This is a genomic window from Leisingera aquimarina DSM 24565 (genome assembly GCF_000473165.1).
Classification (GTDB): Bacteria; Pseudomonadota; Alphaproteobacteria; order Rhodobacterales; family Rhodobacteraceae; genus Leisingera; species Leisingera aquimarina.
Window position 1 is genome coordinate 1 of sequence record NZ_AXBE01000011.1, and the last position, 21,118, is coordinate 21,118.

The 21,118-nt window shown below is 59.5% G+C and carries 21 protein-coding genes; 5 read left to right on the forward strand and 16 right to left on the reverse strand.

Annotated elements, in window-relative coordinates; all coding sequences use genetic code 11:
* The 3 genes from AQUI_RS26525 to AQUI_RS0100015 form a co-directional block, all read right to left on the reverse strand.
* A partial coding sequence (locus AQUI_RS26525; protein ID WP_035919373.1) for a 5-formyltetrahydrofolate cyclo-ligase occupies positions 1 to 643 on the reverse strand: 643 nt, incomplete at its 3' end.
* Positions 640 to 1,671: an NAD(P)H-dependent flavin oxidoreductase gene (locus AQUI_RS0100010; protein ID WP_156916720.1), complete on the reverse strand. Its 1,032-nt coding sequence runs from the start codon at positions 1,669 to 1,671 to the stop codon at positions 640 to 642. The genes AQUI_RS0100010 and AQUI_RS26525, both read right to left, overlap by 4 nt.
* 132 nt (positions 1,672 to 1,803) lie before the next feature.
* A complete protein-coding gene (locus AQUI_RS0100015) occupies positions 1,804 to 2,700 on the reverse strand; it encodes a LysR family transcriptional regulator (protein ID WP_027255718.1) in 897 nt (298 codons plus the stop codon).
* An 85-nt stretch (positions 2,701 to 2,785) separates the two neighbouring features.
* Between AQUI_RS0100015 and AQUI_RS0100020 the strand changes: the two genes are divergently transcribed.
* Positions 2,786 to 3,961, forward strand: coding sequence for a CaiB/BaiF CoA transferase family protein (locus AQUI_RS0100020; RefSeq protein ID WP_027255719.1), 1,176 nt, complete (start codon positions 2,786 to 2,788; stop codon positions 3,959 to 3,961).
* Complete coding sequence (locus AQUI_RS0100025; RefSeq protein ID WP_027255720.1) at positions 3,958 to 5,094, forward strand: acyl-CoA dehydrogenase family protein; 1,137 nt, start codon at positions 3,958 to 3,960, stop codon at positions 5,092 to 5,094. Before AQUI_RS0100020 ends, AQUI_RS0100025 begins: the two co-directional genes overlap by 4 nt.
* Before the next feature lie 372 nt (positions 5,095 to 5,466).
* Here AQUI_RS0100025 and AQUI_RS0100030 read toward each other — a convergent pair whose 3' ends face one another.
* The 6 genes from AQUI_RS0100030 to AQUI_RS0100050 all read right to left on the reverse strand — a co-directional run bounded on the left by AQUI_RS0100030 (position 5,467) and on the right by AQUI_RS0100050 (position 12,676).
* Positions 5,467 to 6,972, reverse strand: coding sequence for an NCS1 family transporter (locus tag AQUI_RS0100030; protein ID WP_027255721.1), 1,506 nt, complete (start codon positions 6,970 to 6,972; stop codon positions 5,467 to 5,469).
* On the reverse strand, positions 6,969 to 7,487 hold the full coding sequence (locus tag AQUI_RS29040) for a GlxA family transcriptional regulator (RefSeq protein WP_051371695.1): 519 nt from the start codon (positions 7,485 to 7,487) through the stop codon (positions 6,969 to 6,971). The genes AQUI_RS0100030 and AQUI_RS29040 overlap by 4 nt, the downstream gene beginning before the upstream one ends.
* Positions 7,484 to 8,020, reverse strand: coding sequence for an AraC family transcriptional regulator (locus AQUI_RS29045; RefSeq protein WP_051371696.1), 537 nt, complete (start codon positions 8,018 to 8,020; stop codon positions 7,484 to 7,486). The genes AQUI_RS29040 and AQUI_RS29045 overlap by 4 nt, the downstream gene beginning before the upstream one ends.
* A gap of 17 nt (positions 8,021 to 8,037) precedes the next feature.
* Positions 8,038 to 9,816 carry a hydantoinase B/oxoprolinase family protein gene (locus AQUI_RS0100040; RefSeq protein WP_027255722.1) on the reverse strand — a complete coding sequence of 593 codons (1,779 nt, stop codon included), beginning with the start codon at positions 9,814 to 9,816 and terminating at the stop codon, positions 8,038 to 8,040.
* Positions 9,817 to 9,829: 13 nt separating this feature from the next.
* Positions 9,830 to 11,902, reverse strand: a complete 2,073-nt coding sequence (locus tag AQUI_RS0100045) for a hydantoinase/oxoprolinase family protein (protein ID WP_027255723.1) — start codon at positions 11,900 to 11,902, stop codon at positions 9,830 to 9,832.
* 66 nt (positions 11,903 to 11,968) lie between these two features.
* Entirely contained in the window at positions 11,969 to 12,676 is a 708-nt protein-coding gene (locus tag AQUI_RS0100050) for an isochorismatase family protein (protein ID WP_027255724.1), read from the reverse strand.
* A 206-nt stretch (positions 12,677 to 12,882) separates the two neighbouring features.
* Between AQUI_RS0100050 and AQUI_RS0100055 the strand changes: the two genes are divergently transcribed.
* Entirely contained in the window at positions 12,883 to 13,788 is a 906-nt protein-coding gene (locus AQUI_RS0100055) for a LysR family transcriptional regulator (RefSeq protein ID WP_051371697.1), read from the forward strand.
* A 180-nt stretch (positions 13,789 to 13,968) separates the two neighbouring features.
* Here AQUI_RS0100055 and AQUI_RS0100060 read toward each other — a convergent pair whose 3' ends face one another.
* Entirely contained in the window at positions 13,969 to 14,724 is a 756-nt protein-coding gene (locus AQUI_RS0100060; RefSeq protein ID WP_035919376.1) for a sulfite exporter TauE/SafE family protein, read from the reverse strand.
* Positions 14,725 to 14,831: 107 nt separating this feature from the next.
* Entirely contained in the window at positions 14,832 to 15,041 is a 210-nt protein-coding gene (locus tag AQUI_RS0100065) for a hypothetical protein (RefSeq protein WP_027255727.1), read from the reverse strand.
* A gap of 18 nt (positions 15,042 to 15,059) precedes the next feature.
* Here AQUI_RS0100065 and AQUI_RS0100070 point away from each other — a divergent pair, with 18 nt between their 5' ends.
* Positions 15,060 to 15,809 carry a FadR/GntR family transcriptional regulator gene (locus tag AQUI_RS0100070; protein ID WP_245596805.1) on the forward strand — a complete coding sequence of 250 codons (750 nt, stop codon included), beginning with the start codon at positions 15,060 to 15,062 and terminating at the stop codon, positions 15,807 to 15,809.
* A gap of 34 nt (positions 15,810 to 15,843) precedes the next feature.
* The gene (locus AQUI_RS0100075) at positions 15,844 to 16,593 is read left to right on the forward strand and encodes a sulfite exporter TauE/SafE family protein (protein WP_051371698.1); all 750 of its coding nucleotides are present in this window, start codon (positions 15,844 to 15,846) and stop codon (positions 16,591 to 16,593) included.
* A 117-nt stretch (positions 16,594 to 16,710) separates the two neighbouring features.
* Here AQUI_RS0100075 and AQUI_RS0100080 read toward each other — a convergent pair whose 3' ends face one another.
* The 5 genes from AQUI_RS0100080 to AQUI_RS0100100 form a co-directional block, all read right to left on the reverse strand.
* Positions 16,711 to 16,920 (reverse strand): hypothetical protein, encoded by a 210-nt coding sequence (locus AQUI_RS0100080; RefSeq protein WP_027255730.1) that lies wholly within the window; start codon positions 16,918 to 16,920, stop codon positions 16,711 to 16,713.
* A gap of 469 nt (positions 16,921 to 17,389) precedes the next feature.
* Entirely contained in the window at positions 17,390 to 17,683 is a 294-nt protein-coding gene (locus AQUI_RS0100085) for a hypothetical protein (RefSeq protein ID WP_027255731.1), read from the reverse strand.
* Positions 17,684 to 17,703: 20 nt separating this feature from the next.
* On the reverse strand, positions 17,704 to 19,158 hold the full coding sequence (betB, locus tag AQUI_RS0100090; protein WP_027255732.1) for a betaine-aldehyde dehydrogenase: 1,455 nt from the start codon (positions 19,156 to 19,158) through the stop codon (positions 17,704 to 17,706).
* A complete protein-coding gene (locus AQUI_RS0100095) occupies positions 19,155 to 19,466 on the reverse strand; it encodes a cupin domain-containing protein (RefSeq protein WP_027255733.1) in 312 nt (103 codons plus the stop codon). Before AQUI_RS0100095 ends, betB begins: the two co-directional genes overlap by 4 nt.
* Positions 19,467 to 19,468: 2 nt before the next feature.
* Entirely contained in the window at positions 19,469 to 21,112 is a 1,644-nt protein-coding gene (locus AQUI_RS0100100) for a choline dehydrogenase (protein WP_027255734.1), read from the reverse strand.
* Between the last annotated feature and the right edge of the window lie 6 nt (positions 21,113 to 21,118).

A 21,118-nucleotide genomic window follows, 5' to 3' on the forward strand; every position in this document is an offset into this window, starting at 1 on the left:
TGTCGTGCGGTTGCGGTAAAATAGTAGGCAGCTGTGCAGCGTCCAGGCCGATACCGATGGCATAGGGGCGCGGCGTCAGGGCCGCCAGGGTGCGGTCGAAATAGCCGCCGCCATAGCCCAGCCGGTAGCCGCCGCGTGCCCAGCCCACCAGCGGCGCGAGGACGGTGGCGGGGGTCAGCGCCGGTGCTTCGGGCGGCGGAACCGGGATGTTCCAGTTGCCGCGCACCAGCCGGGTTTCCGGCGTCCACTGCCGGAACACCAGCGGCGCGGCCTTGGTCTCGACAATGGGCAGGGCAATCGTGGCGCCCCCGGCGTGCAGTTCGGCCATCAGCGGGCGCAGGTCGGGTTCGCCCTTGATCGGCCAGTAGAAGGAGATGACGTGCCCGTCCGCGCCGCCGGAGCGGGACCGGAGCAGCTGCCGCAGATGCCCGGACAGCGCCTCCCCCGCCGCCTGGCGTTCGGCAACTGTCAGGGCGAGCCGTTCCGCCCGCAGCCTGCTCCGTTCGGACTTGCGCCAGCGGGCAACGTCCGCGGCGTTCCGGGCGGCGGCGGCCTGGGGATCGTAAAGGCCGGATTCCTCCGCCATGCAGGGCGAGGAGGCGTAGCCCTTGGCGGCGGGCGGGGTGCTGGGATTCTTGCTCATCCGGTTGCTCCGCTTCGGGGCGCCAGGGGCCGTCCCAGGATATGCTCTGCACCGCTGATGATGTCCGCGATACGCTCGGCTGCCGGCACGATCCCGCGGATGGCGCCCGCGCCCTGACCTGCAAACAGGGCCATCGCCTCGAGGTCGCCTGTGGTAGTGCGCAGCGGGGAATCGGTGCTGTACCGCAGCCGCGGCTGGTTGCCGTCCCAGGCGATTTCCTCACGCGGGAGGGCGTCGGGATCGTGGCCCATATAGGCGCCGCCGAGCGCCTTGGTGACGCTGTTCTCCAGCACCCGCACCGCCGCGCCTGCGGGCCAGTTGAGCACGAAGACATCGGTCAGCACGGTGTCGGCGCCGGTCGCGGCGGCGACGCGGTCCTTGTGATAGGGGTGGGCAAAGGATTCATCGGTGGCCAGAAAGACGGTGCCGCACTGGATCCCGGCAGCGCCCATAGCGAGATAAACGGCCAGATCGGCGCCGGAGGAGAGGCCGCCCGAGGCCACCACCGGGACGGACACGGTGTCCAGAACCTCCTGGGTGAGGCTGCGCAACGGCTGGCGTCCGTGGACATGGCCGCCGGCCTCTAGCCCCTGGGCGATGATCACATCGGCGCCTGCTGCCTCGGCGGCGCGGGCGGCTTCGGCGGTGCCGACCTGATGCAGAACCAGCCGGCCTGCCGCCTTTACCCGGGCCACGGCCTCGGGCACGACATCCCAGAAGAAGGTGAAGGCGGGAACGCCGAGATCGAGGCAGCAGCCGATCTGGGCGTCCAGCAGGGCCGGTTCGGTTGCCGCGGGGATGACATTGACCGCAAAGGGGCGATCCGTGGCGGCCCGCAGACGGGTGACTTCCTCGGTGATCAGCGCCGGGCTTTCGCGCACCATGCCGAGCATTCCGAAACCGCCGGCATTGGCGACGGCGGCGGCCAGTTCCCAGCGGGAGACGCCGCCCATGCCCGCCAGCAGGACCGGGTAATCGCAGCCCAAGAGGCCGCATAGGGCAGTTGTGCTGCCGGAAGCCGTCATCATGCGGATCTCCTGTGCCGGGGCGAACCTTTCTGCGCCGCTCTGCCAGGCAAGGTGAAGCGTGCAGGGCTGCACGTCAAGCGGGAGGCTGCCGCCCTTGACGCCGCTGGTGCGGCGGCGGGGCGTGCCGGTTCCTCAGCCCGGCGGCGTGAAGAAGGCACCGGCAAAACCGGTGAACGCCTGGATCACCGGCCGTTTCAGCGCGCCGCCGCGGTGGGCCAGCGCAATCTGGTGCCGCGGCGGCTGGCCGGTGAGCGGCACCCGGACAACCGGCATGCCGTCATAGCACATGCCGTCCGGCAGGTCGGTGGCCAGCAGGTCGGCGCCGAACCCGTTGGCCACCATCGACCGCAGCATCTCGATCGAGCCGGTCTCATGGGCCACCCGCACCGGGAAGCGGGCATTCTGCAGCAGCGACAGGAAATAGCCGCGGCTGTGGGGCAGGTTCATCAGGATGATGGGTTCCTGCGCCAGGTCTTCGGCGCTGACGCCGGGCAACCCTGCCAGCCGGTGCCCGGCGGGCAGCAGGGCATAGGGTTCGGCGGCCATCAGCGGGGTGATGGCGAAATCCGACAGAACCCCGAAATCATAAAGCAGCGCGAGGTCGATCCGGCCTTCGCTGAGCCAGTCGAACAGTGTTTGCAGGTCGCCTTCGAGGATGCGGATCTCGGCGCCGGGGCGGGTGTCCATGAAGCGGCGCGCCAGCTGCGGCGCATAGCGGGGGCCGAGGGTGGAAAACACCCCGAGGTTCAGGAACTCCGGCGTGCCTTCGCCGCCGCTCAGCACCCAGCGCGCCTGTTTCTCCAGTTCGCGCAGCTGGGCAATCTTGTGCTGCCCGAACGGCGTCAGCTCCATCCCGCGGCCGGGGATGCGGACAAAGAGCTTCTGGCCGAACACCTCCTCGCAGCGGGCGATGGCTAGCGACACCGAGGGCTGCGACGTGTTCAGCGCGCGGCTGGCCGCCGCGGTGCTGCCGGTGTCGGCCACGGCCAGCAGGACTTCGACCTGGCGGAAGTTCAATGGTATATTCAATTTGGAATACCCTTTATACAGATCCTGTATTTCCTGATATATCCAAGAGGACGCTATCCTGCAGCAAGCAATTGATGGGGGAAGCATGTTCGACAATGACGAGACCGCAGGCCGCAGGCCGCTGGAGGGGGTCCGGGTGCTGGATTTTTCCCGCGTTCTGGCCGGTCCCTACTGCACCGCGCTGATGGCCGACCTGGGGGCGGAAGTGATCAAGGTGGAGCCGCGCGCGGGCGATGACTACCGCCACATCGGCCCGTTCAGGGAGGGCGAAAGCCTGCTGTTCCAATCGGTGAACTGCGGCAAGAAATCCATCGTTCTGGATTTGAAATCCGAGGAGGGCGCGGCAGCAGCGCGGGCGCTGGCGGCGGAGTGCGACGTGCTGATCGAAAACTTCCGTCCCGGCGTGATGGAGCGGTTCGGGCTGGGTGCGGAGAAACTGTGCGCGGCCTGTCCCCGGCTGGTCTATGTGTCTGTGTCCGGGTTCGGCCAGACAGGCCCGAACCGGATGCTGCCGGCCTATGACATCATCATCCAGGCGATGAGCGGGCTGATGGATATGACCGGCGCCGAGGACGGCCCGCCGATGATGGCCGGAGATGCCTTTGCCGACGTTGCAGGCGGCATGTTCGCAGCCTTCGGGGCGATGGTGGCGCTGTTCGACCGCACCCGCAGCGGCAGGGGGCGGCATGTTGATCTGGCGCTTTATGACTCGCTGGTGTCGATGATGCCGGTGGCGGCCTGCCGGGCGTTGATGGCGGGCGAGACGCCAAAGCGGACAGGCAGCAAACACGCGTTGTCCGCGCCTTTCGGCACCTATGCCGCGCGGGACAGCAGTTTCACCGTGGCGGTGCTGAATGACCGGCTGTTTGCCAAGTTCGCGGCAGCCATCGGCGCGCCGGAACTGGCGGACGACCCGCGGTTCGCCAGCGACAGCCTGCGGCGGCAGAACGAGCCGGCGCTGGCGCAACATATCGAAAGCTGGGCGGCGGTCCGGGACGTGCAGAGCGTCGCCGCGCTGCTGTCCGAGGAAGGCATCCCGGCAGCGCCGCTGAGTTCGGTGCCTGAGGCCTGGGCATCGCCGCAGGCGCAGGCGCGCGAACTGGCAACGCCGGTCGCCCACCCCGCGCTCGGCACGCTGAGCGTGCCGGAACAACCGGTGCATTTCAGCGGCGCGCCGCGCGGCGGCCGTCAGGCAGCCCCGGGACTGGGGGCGCATACAGAGGAAATCCTGCATCGGCTGAAGGAAGGAGAGACCAAATGAGCGGTGATCTGAACAGCGAAGAACAGGCCGTCATCGGCCAGATCGAGCGGTTTTCGAACGAGGTGCTGGCGCCTGCCGCTGCGGCGATCGATGCCGAGGGAACATTTGCAACCCTGCACCGCCCGGCGCTGGCGGAGATGGGCATCATGGGGATGAACCTGCCCGAAGCCTATGGCGGCATTGGCCTGTCCGGTCCTGCGCTCTATTGCGCGGTGGAGGCAATAGCCGGCGCCTGCGGCTCAACCGCGTCGATGCTGACGGCGCATTTTCTGGCGACGGATTCTCTGCTGCTGGGCGCGGATGAGGCGCTGAAGCAGCGGCTGCTGCCGGCCGCCGCATCGGGGGAGGCGCTGGGGGCTTTTGCCTTGACCGAGCCGATGGCCGGCTCCAACCCGGCCGACATGCGCACCACCGCCATCCGCGACGGTGACGGCTACCGGCTGAAAGGCTCGAAATGCTTCATCTCGAACGCGGGCGGCGCGGATTTCATCGTGGTCTATGCCAAGACCGACAGCAGCGCAGGCGCGCGCGGGGTCAGCGCCTTTGTGGTGGAATCGGCCAAAACCGCTGGGGTGGAGATCGGCAAACACGAGGAGACCATGGGGCTGCGCGGCGGCCATGTGTTTCCGGTCTCCCTTGACTGCCATGTGCCCGCGGAAAACCGGCTGGGCGACGAGGGCACCGGATTCCGCACCGCGATGAAGGTGCTGGACAACGGCCGGATCGAGGTCGCGGCGCAGGCGACCGGCATTGCCCGCGCGGCACTGGATGCGGCGGTGTCCTATGCCAGGGAACGCGAGGTCGGCGGCCAGCCGATCGGCAGTTTCCAGGGGCTGCAATGGATGCTGGCCGACAGCGCCACCGAACTGGCGGCGGCCCGGGCATTGGGGCTGCAGGCGGCCCGCAAGCGGGGTACCGGTGAGCGGTATTCCTCGGACTCGGCCTTTGCCAAGCTCTATGCAAGCGAGGCGGCCTGGCGCATCGCCGACCGGGCGCTGCAGATCCACGGCGGCTATGGTTACACCCGCGATTTCCCACTGGAACGCTATCTGCGCGATTTGCGGATCTTCCGGATCTACGAGGGCTCCTCAGAAATTCAGCGCACCATCATCGCCCGGGAGATGCTGAAGTAGCGTTTCATGGTTAGATTAGATTTGCTGTGTCACCCCTCATAGAATTGCTTCAACGCAGTAGAATTGAGGGTTTATCGAGAGGGCTGTTTGGGACGCGCCGGCGTTGATCAAGCTCCGCTCCCGCCTTCGATGGTCCGGATCTCTGAGGGGCGCCGGTGCTCCACTGGCGGAGAAACACTCTCACATAGATCCCCAGCGCCTGGTGCAGAACTGAGAGCTATGCATTCAGATGGTAGGTACTGACTGAAAACTAGGGCGAAATGGAGAAGGTCAGGAACACATCTAACTTCGGCCAACATCCGAGGTTCGAGTGAATAAAAAGAGCCCGCACCGTTTTGGTGCGGGCAAGTCGGGGAGGGTCAATTAAGAACTTTACAGGTCTTCGCGGCTTATTTCTTCATCATGAGTTTCTGCAGGTGCCATTCGCCGGAATTGCCCTTTGCCAAGATAAACCCAGCTGACCCCCTCGCTCGTGGCGAGAAACTCATCTGCGTAACCGCTGCTGATCTCAGCCTGCGGATTTCCTGGCAGAACGATAGTCTTCATCAGCAAGACATAGAGCACGAGGCCAATCGGGAACCCGATGATGAAAGCGTACTGCGAGAACCAGGCTGCAATGCCTCCGGCCACGATCCATGCAATCAGGCCTGCTGGGTTGAAACCGCCAGAGTAGCGGAACTGGCCATCAGTTTTGAACAGGTCCGGCACATTGAGGCGGCGCTTCCGCAGAATGTAATAGTCGGCAACCATGATGCCGCCGATGGCAGACAGGAACGCGCCGTAGTAGCCAAGGAAAACGAACAGGTTGTTCAGAATTTCCCATGGGAAGCACAGCGTGCCGACGACCCCTGCAAGCGCAACGCCTACCTTGTAGTTAATCACGCGCGGCGCAAGGTTGATGAAGGTCAGCGCTGAGGGGATGAGGTTGGCGGAGTTGTTAGTGGACCACTGTGCCAGTACCACCAGCGCAAGTAAAATGACTAGCGACAGTCCCTCACCTTCGCCTTGGATGACTTCGATCGGGTTCCAATTGCCGGTAGCAATAAACGAAACGCCTCCGATACCAGCAATGAGTGCCTGGGTGACCGGCAAGGCAACCAACTGTGCAAGAAAGATGTTTTTGTTGCGCGAGACAAAGCCTTTGGCTCCAGCATCGGTCTTCACAAACCGCGTCAGGTTGGGAATGTCGATGGCAAGCGTAGACCAGAAGCCTAGGTTGGCGATAAAAAGCACCAGCAGGGACATTTCGCCTGTCCCTTCAAAGGTCCAGATGTTCACACCTTGGGTCGATGCGACGCCTTCCAGCGTAAAATACATCCAGATCGAAATCGCGATAATGGCAGGCGCCGCCAGAGACGCGAGCCTTTCAACCGACTTGATCCCCATCGCAGTGTTCACGATCTGGATGATGCCGAACACTGCATACCAAACGATCCAGTTGTCGAAGTCCAGAAAGTATTGGCCGATCCCGTTCAGGGCCAGTGCTCCGAGGTAGGTTTGAATGCCGAACCACATTGCGGCAACCAAGCCACGGGAGATTGCCGGAAGATGCGTGCCGTAAATGCCAAACGGCGCGCGCAGGTAGACGGCAAAAGACAGGCCGTGTTCGGTCCCGATATCTGCTGTCAGCACCATGAATGCGCCAATACCGATATTGGCCAGCATGATCACCAGGATAACCGTTGCCAGCGGAACGCCGCCACCAACCCCGGCTGCACCTAAGGAATAGGTTGCGATGATGACCGCAATTCCGACCCATATCCAAGCATAGCCAATCAAACCGAGCGGACGCTGCCCTAGCAGTGTCGGCAAGATCGATTCCTCGAGCAACCCAGTGCGTTCATGTTCCGCTTCGCGGATTTTCTCGGTCATTGTCATTTTTTGATTTCCCTGTTGGTTGAATTGCCGGCACAAGGGGACGTGCCGATCCTCGAAGGCGGTGTTCCGAAACGTTCGGAAAAACACCTCGAAAACTGTGTCCGTGACGAAAAGCCTGCCGCGACTGCCACATCAAGGAGCTGCATATTTGTTTCAGCCAACAGGCTATGCGCAAAATCGAGCCGCAAGTTGCGATAGTATTTCGCCGGTGAAATGCGGAGCAGCTTCTTGAACATCCTCTCAAGCTGGCGCCGCGAACATCCGCACTCCCTGGCGATCTCATCCAAGCACAGCGGGTTTTCCAGATTGCGCTTCATGATTTCGATTGCGGTTGTCACATGCCGGTTCCGCGCATTGTTTGCGAATGCAAAGGACGTCTTTTGTGGAGTTCCAGGTGGACGCGCGACACCATGCAGGCACATATCCCCAACGGCTTGTGCGAACGCCTTGCCATAGTCTCTAGAAATCAGGGCCAGCATCATATCCGTCGCGGCATGTCCGCCGCCGCAGGTCATAAGCGGCCCATCAATCTCGAAGATCTTTTCGCTGCTCTCAGGTCAGGAAATAATTCTCGGAAACTGGTTTGGTTCTCCCAGTGGAGCGTAAAACGCCTGTCCTGAAGCAGGCCTAGCCGCGCTAGGGTGAAGGCACCAGTACACAGAGCCCCAAGTTTTCCGCCCATCCGGGAGAATTTGCGCAGGGCCTGCATAGTCTGTTCGGATGCCGCCTTGTGGGGATCCGTTCCAGAACACACAAGCAGCTGATCGGTTGTATTCAAGTCGTGCAAACAGGATTGCGCATTCAGTTCAACGCCACAGGAACTCGCGACCGCCGAGGTATCTGCCACCGTTTGCCAGCGGTAGAGTTCATGCTGGGAGAGCTGGTTTGCAACACGCAGAGGCTCGATGGCGCTGCTCAGGGCCAGCATCGTGAACCTGGGCAGCAGAAGAAAGTAGATATCGCGCGGAGGCAAGGCATCTTTGACCGCGAAATAGGCTGCGCTCTTCGGTACGAAGCTGCGATAGCTTGTCTTTCTTTCGGTGTTCATGCTTGCCTCCGCATTTGTTAACGCAAGGTGTCCATCGTCTGGCGGAGGGCCTCGGTCGCCGCCACATCGACGGTTTCGGCGTCCAGATCGAGCACCACTCCATAGATGTCCCGGGCGTGCTGCGGTGTGCAGAAACCATCCAGGACATCATCCAGAACCTTTTCCGGAGTGCGTTCCAGCGGGCTGCCATAGCCGCCGCCGCAGGGACTGTAGTACGCCATTACATCGTCCTTCCGGACGTCCTCGCCATGGAACTTGGAATGCATCTGACGCGGAGGTTCGGTACTGGAGAAGTTATAGATCTCGCACTTCCCGGCCGCACCTTCCGTTCCTCCGAAAATCCCCCATGGCACATTGGTATGCCGTTCGCTCTCATGGGTGATGATGCCGTCGGTCAGCATGCGCTGGCTCTTCACAACGCCGATCCCGCCGCGATGCTTGCCGGCACCGGGCATCACATCGTCGCGCAACTCGTACCGCTCGCAGATCATCGGGATATGCATCGCGAGGTCTTCCAGCGGATTGTTGCGGGTGTTGGCCATCAGATTGTCAATGGCGTCAGGGCCATCGGAGTCCGGGCGGCCGCCATAGGCCCCTTCGTTCACTTCCAGGAACACCCAATACTCCCCGTCGTCCCGAACACCTGCGTAAGAGGCAAAGGAAATGCTGGCAGACGACCCGGCAATGATGTCCTCGGGTAGGACCGGCGCCATTGCCTTCAGGATCAGGTCAATCATGAAGTTGCACTGGGTAAAACGGGCCTCGGCGGAAGCCGGCGCAATCGGATTAAAGATCGTGCCTTCCGGAGCGGTCACCTTGATTGGCCGGAAGGATCCCTGGTTTGACGGTACCCTGGTGTCAGAAGTAGCGGTGTCCAGCAGCAGTTTGCGGAAAGCCGCGAATGCAGCCACCTTTGTGGATCCTTCAAATGGCACGTTGTAGGCTGTTGGCGTCTGCGGCGCGGATCCGGTCAGATCAACTTCGATGGTGTCTCCGACAACCCTGACACAGACTTTCACCGGCAGCGTCTGGCCGCGGTTGCGGCCATCGTCATCCAGCCAGCCTTCGGCCCGGTATTCACCATCCGGAATGTCCGAGATCCTCTGCCGCAGCATTTTTTCGGAGTAGTCCATCAACTGGTTGCAGGCGCCGAACACCAGATCCTTGCCGTACCGTTCCATCAATTCCTTGAAGCGCTTCACACCAAGCCTGGCAGAAGCGATCTGTGCTTCGATGTCATCCACAAGCTGGCGGGCGGCACGTGAATTATTGCGGATGAAATTCCACATTGTTTCATTGCGCTCACCCTTCCGGTAGAGCTTGGTGCCGGCAAAGAGCATACCCTCTGCATAGACATCCGGCACATCGATGATCAGGCCCGGTGTGGCGGCGCCGATATCGATATGATGTGCGGTATTGCCCGCGTATCCGACCAGTTCACCTTCGTGAAAAATCGGAATGACAATCGCCAGATCAGGTGTATGCGACGACCCCAGGTAGGGATGGTTGTGGACGACAACATCACCTTCATACCATTCGCCATCGTCCAGAGAATCCGCGATGCCCTGGAGATACCCCGGAATCGATCCGATGTGCATCGGCGTGGATTCAGACTCGCAGAGTGTGTTGAAGTCCGTGTCGAACAGCCCGGCACCCAGATCTTCGGACTCGCGGATAATCGAGGAGAAGGACATGCGGAACAGAACATGTGCCATTTCCTCTGCAATGGTTTCGATGGAACCCCGGATGACCTGAAGGGTGACCGGATCGATCGGTTTATTGATGTCTTTTGGCATTGGTTTTCCTCCCTCAGGACTTGCTCAAGCGCAGGCTTCCGAAGTCCTGAACCTCGGCGGCGTAGCCGGGCGGCAGCAGCGTTGTTGAATTGTGCTGGATGATGATGGCCGGGCCTTCCACACGGGTGCCCGCGCCAAGCTTTCCGCGATCCAGGCGCGGTGTCATATGCACCGATCCATCGTCGAAGATGGTTTCGCGCTCGTACATGAAGGCTGCCTTGATATCGTCCTGGCTGCCTAATGAAAGCGGTGTCAGCTCCAGGTGCCGGACACTTGCCGACGCGATGACCCGCACGTTGTAGAGCTCGACAAGGCTGTCATCGAAGGAGTATCCGTAATCTGCCTTATGCTGCTTATGGAACGCGCTGATCACGTCCGGTACGTTTTCCAGCGCCAAGCCTTCCTTCGGCATGGGCACGCGCAGCTCGAAACCTTGGCCGTGATAGCGCACTTCGGCGATAACGTCGAAATTCTGCTGCACTTCCGGGATGCCGTCATTCTCAAGATCGGCTTTACCGACATTCTTCAATTCAGCAACGGTTGCGTTCACCCTGTCGATGGCGCCCTGGTCGGCATTGAACAGACTGGTGATGACAGAGCGGGTGTGCTCGTACTGAAGGTCAGTGCCCAGCAGGCCCATGGCAGCTGTGATCCCAGGCGCGATCGGAACAAGCACGTCCTTCGCGGAAACAAGCTCGGCCAGGGCAACACCATGGAAGGGGCCTGCGCCGCCAAACGGCATGAGCGAGAACTCACGAGGGTCATAGCCGCGCGCTACTGAGTTGGATCGGATCGTCAGCGCCATATTGTTGTTGACGATCTTGATGATCCCAAGCGCGGCCTCGGTAACCGAAACACCCAGAGGATCAGCGATCTTTTCCTTGATTGCCTTGTGGGACAGCTCCGGATCCAGCGGCAGATCACCGCCAAGAAACTTGTCCGCATCCATGCGGCCCAATACGACTTGCGCGTCGGTCACGGTCGGCTCTGTGCCGCCGCGGTTGTAACAAGCAGGCCCAGGCTCTGAACCAGCTGAGCGGGGTCCGACGTTGAAACCGCCTGCCTCATCGAGATAAGCGATTGACCCGCCGCCCGCGCCGATGGTTTCCAGGTCGATCATCGGGGCCATGACCGCATGTCCCGATACCAGGGTGTCACGCGGGTTCTTGATACGCATTTCACCAGCAGCAATGGTGGAAATGTCAGCCGACGTACCGCCAATATCCACGGTAAGGATGTTATCGGTCCCTGCCAGCCGTGCTTCAGAAAGCGCCCCCAGCACGCCGCCTGCCGGACCGCTCATCAGAATGCTCACGGGCTTTCTGGCACATCCATCGATGGTGGATATTCCGCCATTGGACTGGATGACGCGCAGCTTAGCTGGAATACCGCCATCCTTGACCTTCTGCTCAAGATTGCGAAGGTACCAGGCAGACCGCGGGCCAACAAAAGCGTTCATAGCAACCGTGGAAAACCGCTCGTATTCGCGAATAACGTTTGCCACATCAGAGGACACCGACACATAGGCATCGGGGATTTCTTCCAGCACGATGTCACGGGCGCGCTTTTCATGCGCGTCGTTCAGGAAAGAAAACATGAAACCGATGCAGACGGACTTGATGCCGCGCTTCCGGAATAGAGCGCAGGCACTGCGGATTTCGTCCTCGTTCAGCGGCGTCTCGATCTCACCGGTAGGCGGCAGGATGCGTTCCGTGATAGCGATCCGGTTGCGCCGTTTAACGAGCGGCCGGTTCTGCCAAGGCACTTCGAAATGCAGTGAGAAGTTGTGCGGCCGCTTGTGGCGGCCGATGTGCAAGATGTCGCGGAAGCCTTTCGTCGTCAGCATCCCGACTTCAGCGCCGTTATGCTCGATGGTAATGTTCGTCGCAACAGTCGTGCCGTGATTGATGACTTCGATCGCCTCCTTGTCGATCCCGGCAATTTCGCAAATCTGGTGAATACCCTCGACCACGCCGATAGATTGGTCTTTCAAGGTGCTGGGCACTTTATGGAAAAAAGTACCCTTATTACATTCCAGTACGAGGTCGGTATTTGTACCGCCTACGTCAACGCCGATGCGAGCCATGATGTCCTCCAATTCCTCCCTGTCCGAGAGGGCGCTTGAGCACCCTCCCGGAAATCTTTCCAGCGCTTAACGGTTGTTGACGGTGTTGAGATAATCGACACAGGTGTCGACGGTCTCGACGTCACCAAACTTCGCGTCGATGTCGAACAGGTTCCAGGCGACGGCACCCGGAACCCGGTCACCGATTGCCTCTTTCACTGCAATCGGGCGGAATCCGTCGGCAATACCGTCGCAGATTGTCTGGCGCACGCAGGCGCAGGCGGTCACGCCGGTCACCAGGATTGTGTCAACGCCATTGGCACGCAGAATGCCGGCCAGTTCGGTGCCGTGGAACGAGCTCGCCCGTTTCTTCAGCAGCGTATATTCACCCTCGACCGGCGCAATCCGGCTGTCGATTGCCCACAGGTCCTTGTCAGCCAAATCCACCACATCAACCGGAATTTTGTCGTGCCACAGCCCCATATCAGTGAACGGCGCCTTCCGATCGGTGATCTCATAGGCGGTTGTGACGTGGATCACCGGATGCCCGTTGGCCCGGCAGGCTTCCAACAGGCGCTGCATGCCGGGAATGATCTCGTTGTCCATCTTCTCCTGGTCGCAAGTGAAGGGGTTTCCGGGGCGGGTCCAGGCATTTGCCAGGTCGACACTGACAAGGGCGGGTTTCTTGCCAAAGCCCACACGGCGTTGGAAGCCACGCTCTTTGTACAGTGCGGATGCAGCATCGAATGCCTCGTGCAGCATCTTATCCAGTGCTGCGTGATCAACATTACTCATTTTGTTGTCCTTCGATTTGGTAAGTCGCTATGTCTGCCTCCGTCAGCCCTTGCTGCATTGGCATCTTGATCGCGGGTCAGAGTTCCCACCTACAAAATCGGACACACACAGCTGATAAACAATCGCCGTATCGGCCTCTATTGTTGTTAGTTTTGCATCAATCAAAATCCTCGTGCTATTGCTCAGTAAATGAAGGGAAATTCTGAATGCCAATGACCCACACACCTCAGACGCGCGACTTGGAAGCATTCAATGCAGTCGCGGTCGAACTCAGTTTCAGGCGTGCAGCGGAGCGCCTCTCGATAGACCAAAGCGCGCTCAGCCGACGCATCCGGCAGCTGGAAGAACAGCTTGGATATCAACTCATCCGGCGCACAACGCGCGAAGTTTCACTGACGGCCGCGGGTGAGGTCTTTTACGAACGGACCAGGCTTATCTCCTCTGAAATTTCTGCGGCCGTTCAAGCCGGGCGCATCGCAGCGGAGGGCAAGAAAGGGTTTTTACGCGTCGGATACATGTCCTTCGCAGCGCTTGATCTCATGCCTGGGGTGGTGCGGGAATTTAGCCGCCGCTACCCAGACATAGAACTGGAGCTGAAGTATATTCGCACTCAGGGGCAGAAAATTGAGCTGTCCCGAAACAACATCGATGTTGGCTTTATGCTTGGCCCATTAAAGCACCCCCAGTTCGAAACCCGAAAAGTGGCAAGCGAAAGACTCGTCGCGCTGTTGCCAGTAGACCATCGCTTGTCGACCCGCCCAACTGTCACACTCACTGAAATAGCCCAGTACCCCATGGTCTTGGGGAGCATGGCTGAATGGGATTTTTTCCGCCTGTTTATCGACGATGTGTTCTTGAGAAGCGGCAATTCCATCGATGTCAAATACGAAGCGTCAAATGCATTGGGGATCCTTGGCCTCGTCGGCAGCGGTCTTGGAGTTTCTGTCTATGCGCAGGGGATAACGAGGTTTCAGCCAAGAACGATTATGACGAAACCAATTTCGGATTGCGAAGCCGAGATATCCACTCTCCTGGTTTGGAACCGAGCCTACAAATCGCCTGCACTCATGAACTTTATCGCAGTCGCAGAGGAGTTGATCAAAGGGCAGTGATTTATAGATTTGCCCCTTCGAAGCTCAATCCGTGAGCAGCGAGGTCATTCACGCGGCTTTGCGGATTTTAGTTTGGCAGATGAAAATTGAAATTGCGAACCGTTTAATGACTGACTGCTCTAACGCGGCTTTTCATCGTTTGCGCTATCACTGCGCAAAGGGCTGCTTGCAGGCACTTTTTCAATGCAGCAGGAAAACTAATGTCATTGTGAACCCTATGACCGTCACAAACTGGCGCATCAGATTAGTCTTGATGATGCGTCGGCTCATGCTAGCGCCCAAATATCCACCAATAGCCGAACTTGCGGCCATAACGAGTGCTTGCTCCCATGCAATCAATCCCGAGGCGATGAACGTCACGGCTGACAAAAGCGAGACCACGGCGGACAGAATGCTCTTGAGACCATTCATACAATGCAGGTTGACGTAGCCAATGAGTCCGAATGCGGCCAGCAACATGATGCCAAGACCGCCGTTGAAGTATCCCCCATAAATCGACACCGCGAAAATGGACGCAGTAGATACGGCCATCCCGGCTTTGCCGGCGCCGCCGGATTGAATTTTGCGCAAAATGTTTGGCCCGAAGGCAAATAGAAAAGTCGACAGCAGCAAGAGCCAGGGCACGACCCATAGAAACGTATCGCCGGGTGTGATAGTCAAAAGCAGTGCGCCGAGAACGCTGCCGATGCCCCCTATACCGGCAATCGCTTTGAGTGACAGCGCTCCCTCGGATTGCACGTCGTGCCTAAACCCCCATGCGCTGCTTGCGTATCCCGGCAAGGCCGTCAGCGTTGCAGTTGCATTGGCGCTGACCGGAGAGACGCCGACATAAATCAGTGCAGGCAGGCTCAGAAACGTTCCGCCACCGGCCACGGCATTAAGAAAACCGGCAGCGGCCCCCGCAACTGCGAGAAGGAGAACTTCGAGTATTGTCATATTTGGGCAACCGGTTTTTTTGAGGTCAGATGTATTTGGTTGTTGCCCAGTGCCGAGGCCAATCTGGCTCAGGTTCCGGAGCGGCAACTTGCTCTATTTCTTGCAAATCAGGCCGCTGCCGTCGCATATGCCACCACGCGCGCAAGCGCTGAAGTACGGTCCGATTGTCCGGATATTGAAAGAGGATGACACTTGCGTCTTCTTTGGCGCGTAATGCTTTTTTGCGCAGCTTCAAGGTCGCGGAAAACCTGCGCTTCAATTTCTTCGTCGCTCAGAACCGGTGCAGAGGTGTCGAAGTCCTTCATGAGCATGGTCATCGGATATCCTCCTTTTGGATGACATCATCTCTGGCATGCATTAGCATTGGTCCGCAAATTGGTCTGAAAATGAGGGTTCGCATGGGGAGAAGTGTCAAAGTTGTTTTGGCTGATCTGCGCCAGGCCATTGACAAACTCGCACCCGTGAACGGGGAGCGTCTGCCGCCCGAGCGTGAGCTGAGAAGCGTTCTGGACTGCAGCCGGGAAACCCTTCGTGCATGTTATGCGATCCTCGAACGGGAGGGCGAAATCTGGCGTCACGTTGGACAGGGAACCTTTCGGGGCCGCCGTCCAATCCATATGCCCATCCGCGACACGCTCCTTGTGGAAGGCGCCACTCCACCGGACCTGATGCGCGCGCGTTTATTGCTGGAGCCGCAGGTGGCTGCTGAAGCTGCTCTGCAGGCGGATGCGTCAGATATTGTACATTTGCGCTCTAAGGTTGCTGTCGGCCGCGCAGCAGGAGACAGGGCGGCGTGCGAACAGGCCGATGATGCGTTCCACCGCGCCGTGGCGGAAACCTCTCGCAATCCGGTGCTTACCGGATTCTTGATATACTTGTCAGGTGCGCGTCGTCGAGTTGCATGGCAACGGGAATGGGATCGCACTTACCGCAGGATTGCCCCTGATGAGTTTCAAACGATCCATAGCGATCAGCATGATCGGATTGTTGATGCGATTGCCGCCGCAGACCCAGACGCCGCGGCCAGTGCGATGAAACGCCATTTGAAGGTCATCGAAGCAGCCATGCTGGGCGAGGAACGCTGATGGGTGGTTAATTGACACCCGGACTTAACACGAAATGACTTTATTTAGTGACCTTTCGTTCTTGGTCTTGGCCGGGCTGATTGGCGGCGTTGTCAACGTCATGGCCGGAGGGGCCAAACTGTTTGTCTTCCCCATGCTCTTGGCAGCCGGATTGCCGCCTCTTGTGGCGAATGCGACCGCGACCGTGGGGTTGTGGCCTGCCCAACTCCCCGGTGTATGGATCTTCCGGAAATCGCTTACTGAAGACCGGCAGGGTCATATCCTGGACGCCATCATCACCGCGATGGGCGCTGTCGTCGGTGCTATGTTGCTCTATGCACTGGGTGAGGCCGTATTCCTGCCTATGGTCCCTGCATTCCTCGTTGTCGCCGTCATCGCGATACTATTTGGAGACCAGCTGTCCAAGCTGGGCTTGCACATGGCTGGCAGGAATAGAGCCGCAGCACGCGCGATGTTTCTTCTCACTGGTGTCTATGCTGGATACTTCGGTGCAGGCTATGGATTTCTGATAGTTGCAGCAGTGTTTCTGGCTGGTGAGCATTCAGTTCACATAGCGACAGCCCGAAAAAATTTCATATCACTGGGAGCGAACACTGCGGCGGCCATTCCGCTGTCCCTGACGGGTCTTGTTGCCTGGGACGCGGCGGTTGCAGTCTTGATCGGAGGCCTGGTCGGCGGTGCGATTGGCGGCAGAGTAATGGTTTTCCTGCCGCAGAAACCCCTGAAATGGATTGTTGCAGGATTGGGAGCGGTTCTGGCTATCAGATTCTTGTTCTTTCCATAGGAAGATAATTTGCAGCAAGACTTCGGTGGGAATCCCTTGGACTAACAAAGTGCAATCTGATCACGTAGCGCTCCCCACACGAATGGCTGCTCTACTCTCTGCAGTGCAGCGGTGGACTCAGCCGCCGCGCAGCGTGGAAAGTTCTGCGAGCCCGCGCAGCATGGTTTTGGCATTTCCGGAATGGGCTCTCTGCCGACTTGCGGCGATGCGGCGGCAGGGTTGCAGCGAAACTTCACCAGGACGCTTCTGCCAGACGACGCCAGGCAGCCCGGAGCGGACATAGGCATGGCGGCGGGAGCCAAAGATGCTGTCGGTGCAAAATTCCATGGTCACTTTCCCGGAAGCGGACCCTCGGCAGGGTCAAGCTTTCTCATGTGATGCTGCGGGTTGCGCTGGGGGAAGCGGAGCGCAGAAATCGACATTTGCAAAGTCGACCGTTTGACGCAACTAGGTGAGGCTTTCTGCTGCGGCGCAGCCCGCCGTTCCTGCCGTTCGCTACGACTGCGCGGTTCTGGAACTGGTGAACTCACACAGTGCGGACATAAACGCCATTCAATTAGAGCACCCAAACAGCGGCAGTGTTTTTGAAAGCCGACCTTACTAAGGTTCTTGGAAATCCAACTCGGCACCAACCCGGCGCCAGTTTAAGATTTTAAACGGGCGGCTTGATTTGAAACAAACAACGGATTCTCCAGCGGAACTCCAACCAAGACTGCAGCGTGTAACCGTTCTAGCACCGATGCGTCAGTTTCATTTCTAGCCGTGCCTTCACGCCCTCGGCACAATACTCCTTCGCCTAAAACCTTTGGTCGGGTCCAGGTGCCCTTTGAACTTTCGGAGCTTGCCGTTTAATAGCGATGTATTCGAACTTTCCCCGTTTCAGTCCGGGTATGCGGCGCTGGACCAGATCCACATTTCCCGTTTCAAACAACTCCCTTGCTGCCGCGGCGACGGTTCTGTCCCACAAATACCAATCACGTGCGTAAACAACCCGGATGCTCGGTGCGCCCGCCGCGATCGTTTTAATCAACGCACGCGCGGGCTTATCTGACGAGGAGACATCGACCACCTCAGGCTCCGGTTTCTGCATTTTCAAATCCCGAACCGCATTCAATAAGGCGCCTCCACACCGTTCATCGAGACATAGACCGTCTTGGTTTCGCTGTAGTGATTGATGGCACTTTTGGAGTTCTCCCGCCCTATACCCGACATTTTGGCACCGCCAAACGGTGCTTCGACCGGCGCCAAATTATAGGTATTGATATAGCAGGTGCCGGCTTCAAAACCTGCGGCCATGCGGTGCGCGCGGTTTAGGTCGCTGGTGAAAACACCTGCGGCAAGGCCGAATTCAGTTGCATTTGCACGTGACAGAGCCTCCTCCTCAGTATCGAAGTCCAGAACTGACATGACCGGGCCGAAAATTTCCTCGCGGGCAATTGTCATACCATCGGTCACGTCGGCAAAGATCGTTGGTTCCAGAAAATATCCGGCACCCTCAAGCTTTTTGCCGCCGCAGATCAGCCGGGCGCCGTCAGCAATACCCATGTCGATATAGCCTTGTACGGTTTTCATTTGCGCCTCGGACACCATGGGTCCGAACGACACTTCGGGGTCCATGGGGTCCCCGATTTTGGCCATTGCCACCCGCGCGGCAAGACGTTCCAAGAACGCTTCCTTGATGCCGCGCTGCACGAACACACGGGTGCCATTGGAGCAGACCTGACCGGAGGAATAGAAGTTTCCGAGGATCGCGCCGCTTACCGCGTTGTCCAGATCGGCGTCGTCGAAGACGACCATGGGTGACTTTCCGCCGAGCTCCATCGAGACATGCTTCATGTCCGCCGCGGCAGCCGCATAAACTTTCTTACCAGTCGGAACCGAGCCCGTGAGCGAGACTTTTGCAACCCGAGGATCGGTGACAAGCGCAGCACCTGCGTCGCCATAACCTTGGACGACATTAAATAGCCCTTTGGGCGCACCGGCTTCCATGAGAATTTCAGCCACCTTCAGAGCGGAAAGCGGGGTCGTTTCTGATGGCTTGAACACCATTGAATTTCCGCAGGCCAGCGCGGGCGCGGCCTTCCAGCAGGCGATTTGAGTGGGGTAGTTCCAGGCGCCGATGCCGACGCAGACCCCCAGCGCCTCGCGGATGGTGTAGACAAAGTCGCCACCGGCCAGGGGGATATGCTCTCCCGTCAGACTGCCTGCCAGGCCGCCGAAATACTCCAGCGCATCCGCACCCGAAGTTGCATCTGCAACGGTGGTTTCCTGAATGGGCTTGCCGGTGTCGTGGGTTTCGATCACCGACAGATCATGATTTCTCTCCCGCATGATGTCCGCCGCCCGGCGAAGCACCCGGCCGCGTTCGGTGCCCGAAAGACGCGCCCATGCCTTCTGGGCCGCACGGGCCGCTTCAAGTGCTTGATCGATGACGGCGGGTGTTGCGGAATGAAGCCGCGCTATCACGTCGCCTGTCGCCGGATAAATCACGTCGATCTCGGCGCCTGCGGAATCTTCCACATAGACGCCGTTTACGAAATGGCTCGCGCGTGGCTGGAATTTCATGGTGTCTCCTGTCCGTCGGAATGGGATTGATAGCTGTTTTGGATGCCTGCCGGGATGGTCCAGTCGGCAGAGATTCCCTTCAGGATGGTTAGAACATCCCCCGGCTGCAGTTCGACCTCTGAGCCGTCGGAGAAGCTCAAACTGGCCGCGCCTCTGTTCACATGCAGGGTCACGGTTTGATCGTAGGTGTGAAAGAAAACCGGCTCATTGCATTCCCATAAGTCCCAGCCTGGAAGCTGCGTCAGAACAGCATCGGTGGCGGAGCGGCGGGTGAAATGCGGACCTGTGGCATAGCGGGGATCGGTCATAGTCAGATGGCCTTGTGATAGGGAACGGATTCAGGCTTGAGAGGCGTCTTTCCGAGAATTTTATCGGCGGCCTTTTCCGCGATCATGAAGACGCAGGCGTTGATATTGGCCGAAGGCATGGCCGGAATCACCGAGGCATCCACGATGCGCAGGCTTTCCAATCCGTGCAGGCGCAAGTCGAGGTCAACCACCGCGCGCGGGTCACCATCTGCTCCCATCCGCGCTGTGCCGCAGGGGTGATAGGCTGAGGAGGCGTCCCGGCGGATGAAGGCATCAAGCTCGGCATCGCTTTGGATGTCCGGCCCGGGCAGATCCTCTCGTTTGTGGAACGCCCGGAAGGCAGGTTGTGCCAGCACCTCGCGCCCGAGCTTCAGGCCTTCGCGCATCTCATACCGGTCCCGCTCGGTCGCCAGATAGTTCGGGTCAATCAGCGGCGCATCGTTTGGGTCGGCCGAGCGCAGGCGCAAAGTGCCGCGGCTCTCGGGCCGCATCGGACCTGCGCCAAGGCGGTATCCGTTCTTCGACGGGTTCGGGATCCAGTTCTCACCGAAGAACACAGGGAAGAAATGAAACTGGATGTTGGGGTGCGTCACATCCGGCCCGGTGCGCAGAAACGCGCCAACGTTGCACTGGTTTATCGCGGCCACGCCACCCTTCCAGCCGAACCATTGCAGCCCGGCCCAGACCATCAGATGCGGTTTAAGATACTTGTTAAGAGACACAGGCTTATCGGTCTCGACTTGAATATGGGCCTCCAGGTGATCCTGCAGGTTCTCGCCCAGCATCGGTACGTCATGGCGTACATCGATCCCATGCTCGCGCAAATGCTGGGCGGGTCCGATCCCGGACAGCATCAGGATCTGCGGTGTGCCGAAGGTTCCTGCCGACATGATGACCTCGCGCCGCGCCGCCACAGTTGCGGCTTTGCGGCCCTGGGCAATCTCTACTCCGGTTGCCCGGCCGTTCTCCACAACCACGCGCAGAACCTTGACATCAGTGACAACATCGAGGTTCTTCCTTTTCGGCTGACTATGCAGGTAAGCACGTGCCGAACTGGAGCGATACCCCTTCTCCACCGTCATCTCGAACCGGCTGACCCCTTCCTGGCAATATCCGTTCACGTCTTCGGTCAGCGCATGTCCCGCCTGCTGGCCGGCGGCGAGGAAGGCCGCGTTCAGCGGGTTCAACTGGTCCTGCGTCTTCACGCCGACCATGCCGTCCGTGCCGCGATAGGTGTTTGCCTCGCCGTCGCGCCGCTCGAACCGTTTGAAATATGGAAGACAGTCGGCGAAGCTCCAGCCTTCACACCCCTCGGCTTCGGCCCAATTATCATAGTCGCGCGGATTGCCACGCAGGAAGGTCATGCCATTGATTGAGGAGGATCCGCCAAGAGTCTTGCCGCGCGGCTGGTCTATCTCACGCCCTCCCAGATGCGCCTGAGGGACAGTTCTGTACCAGTAGTTATACTTGCTGGTGGGCTTGAAGGCGGATCGCAGCCCGGCTGGCATTTGCAGAATCCAAGTCCGGTCATCGCCGCCTTGTTCTAGCAAACACACCGAAAAACGGCCATCTGCGCTGAGCCGGTGCGCTAGGACGCATCCTGCTGTTCCTGCTCCTACAATGACAAAATCGTACTGCTTCCGCATGTGTGG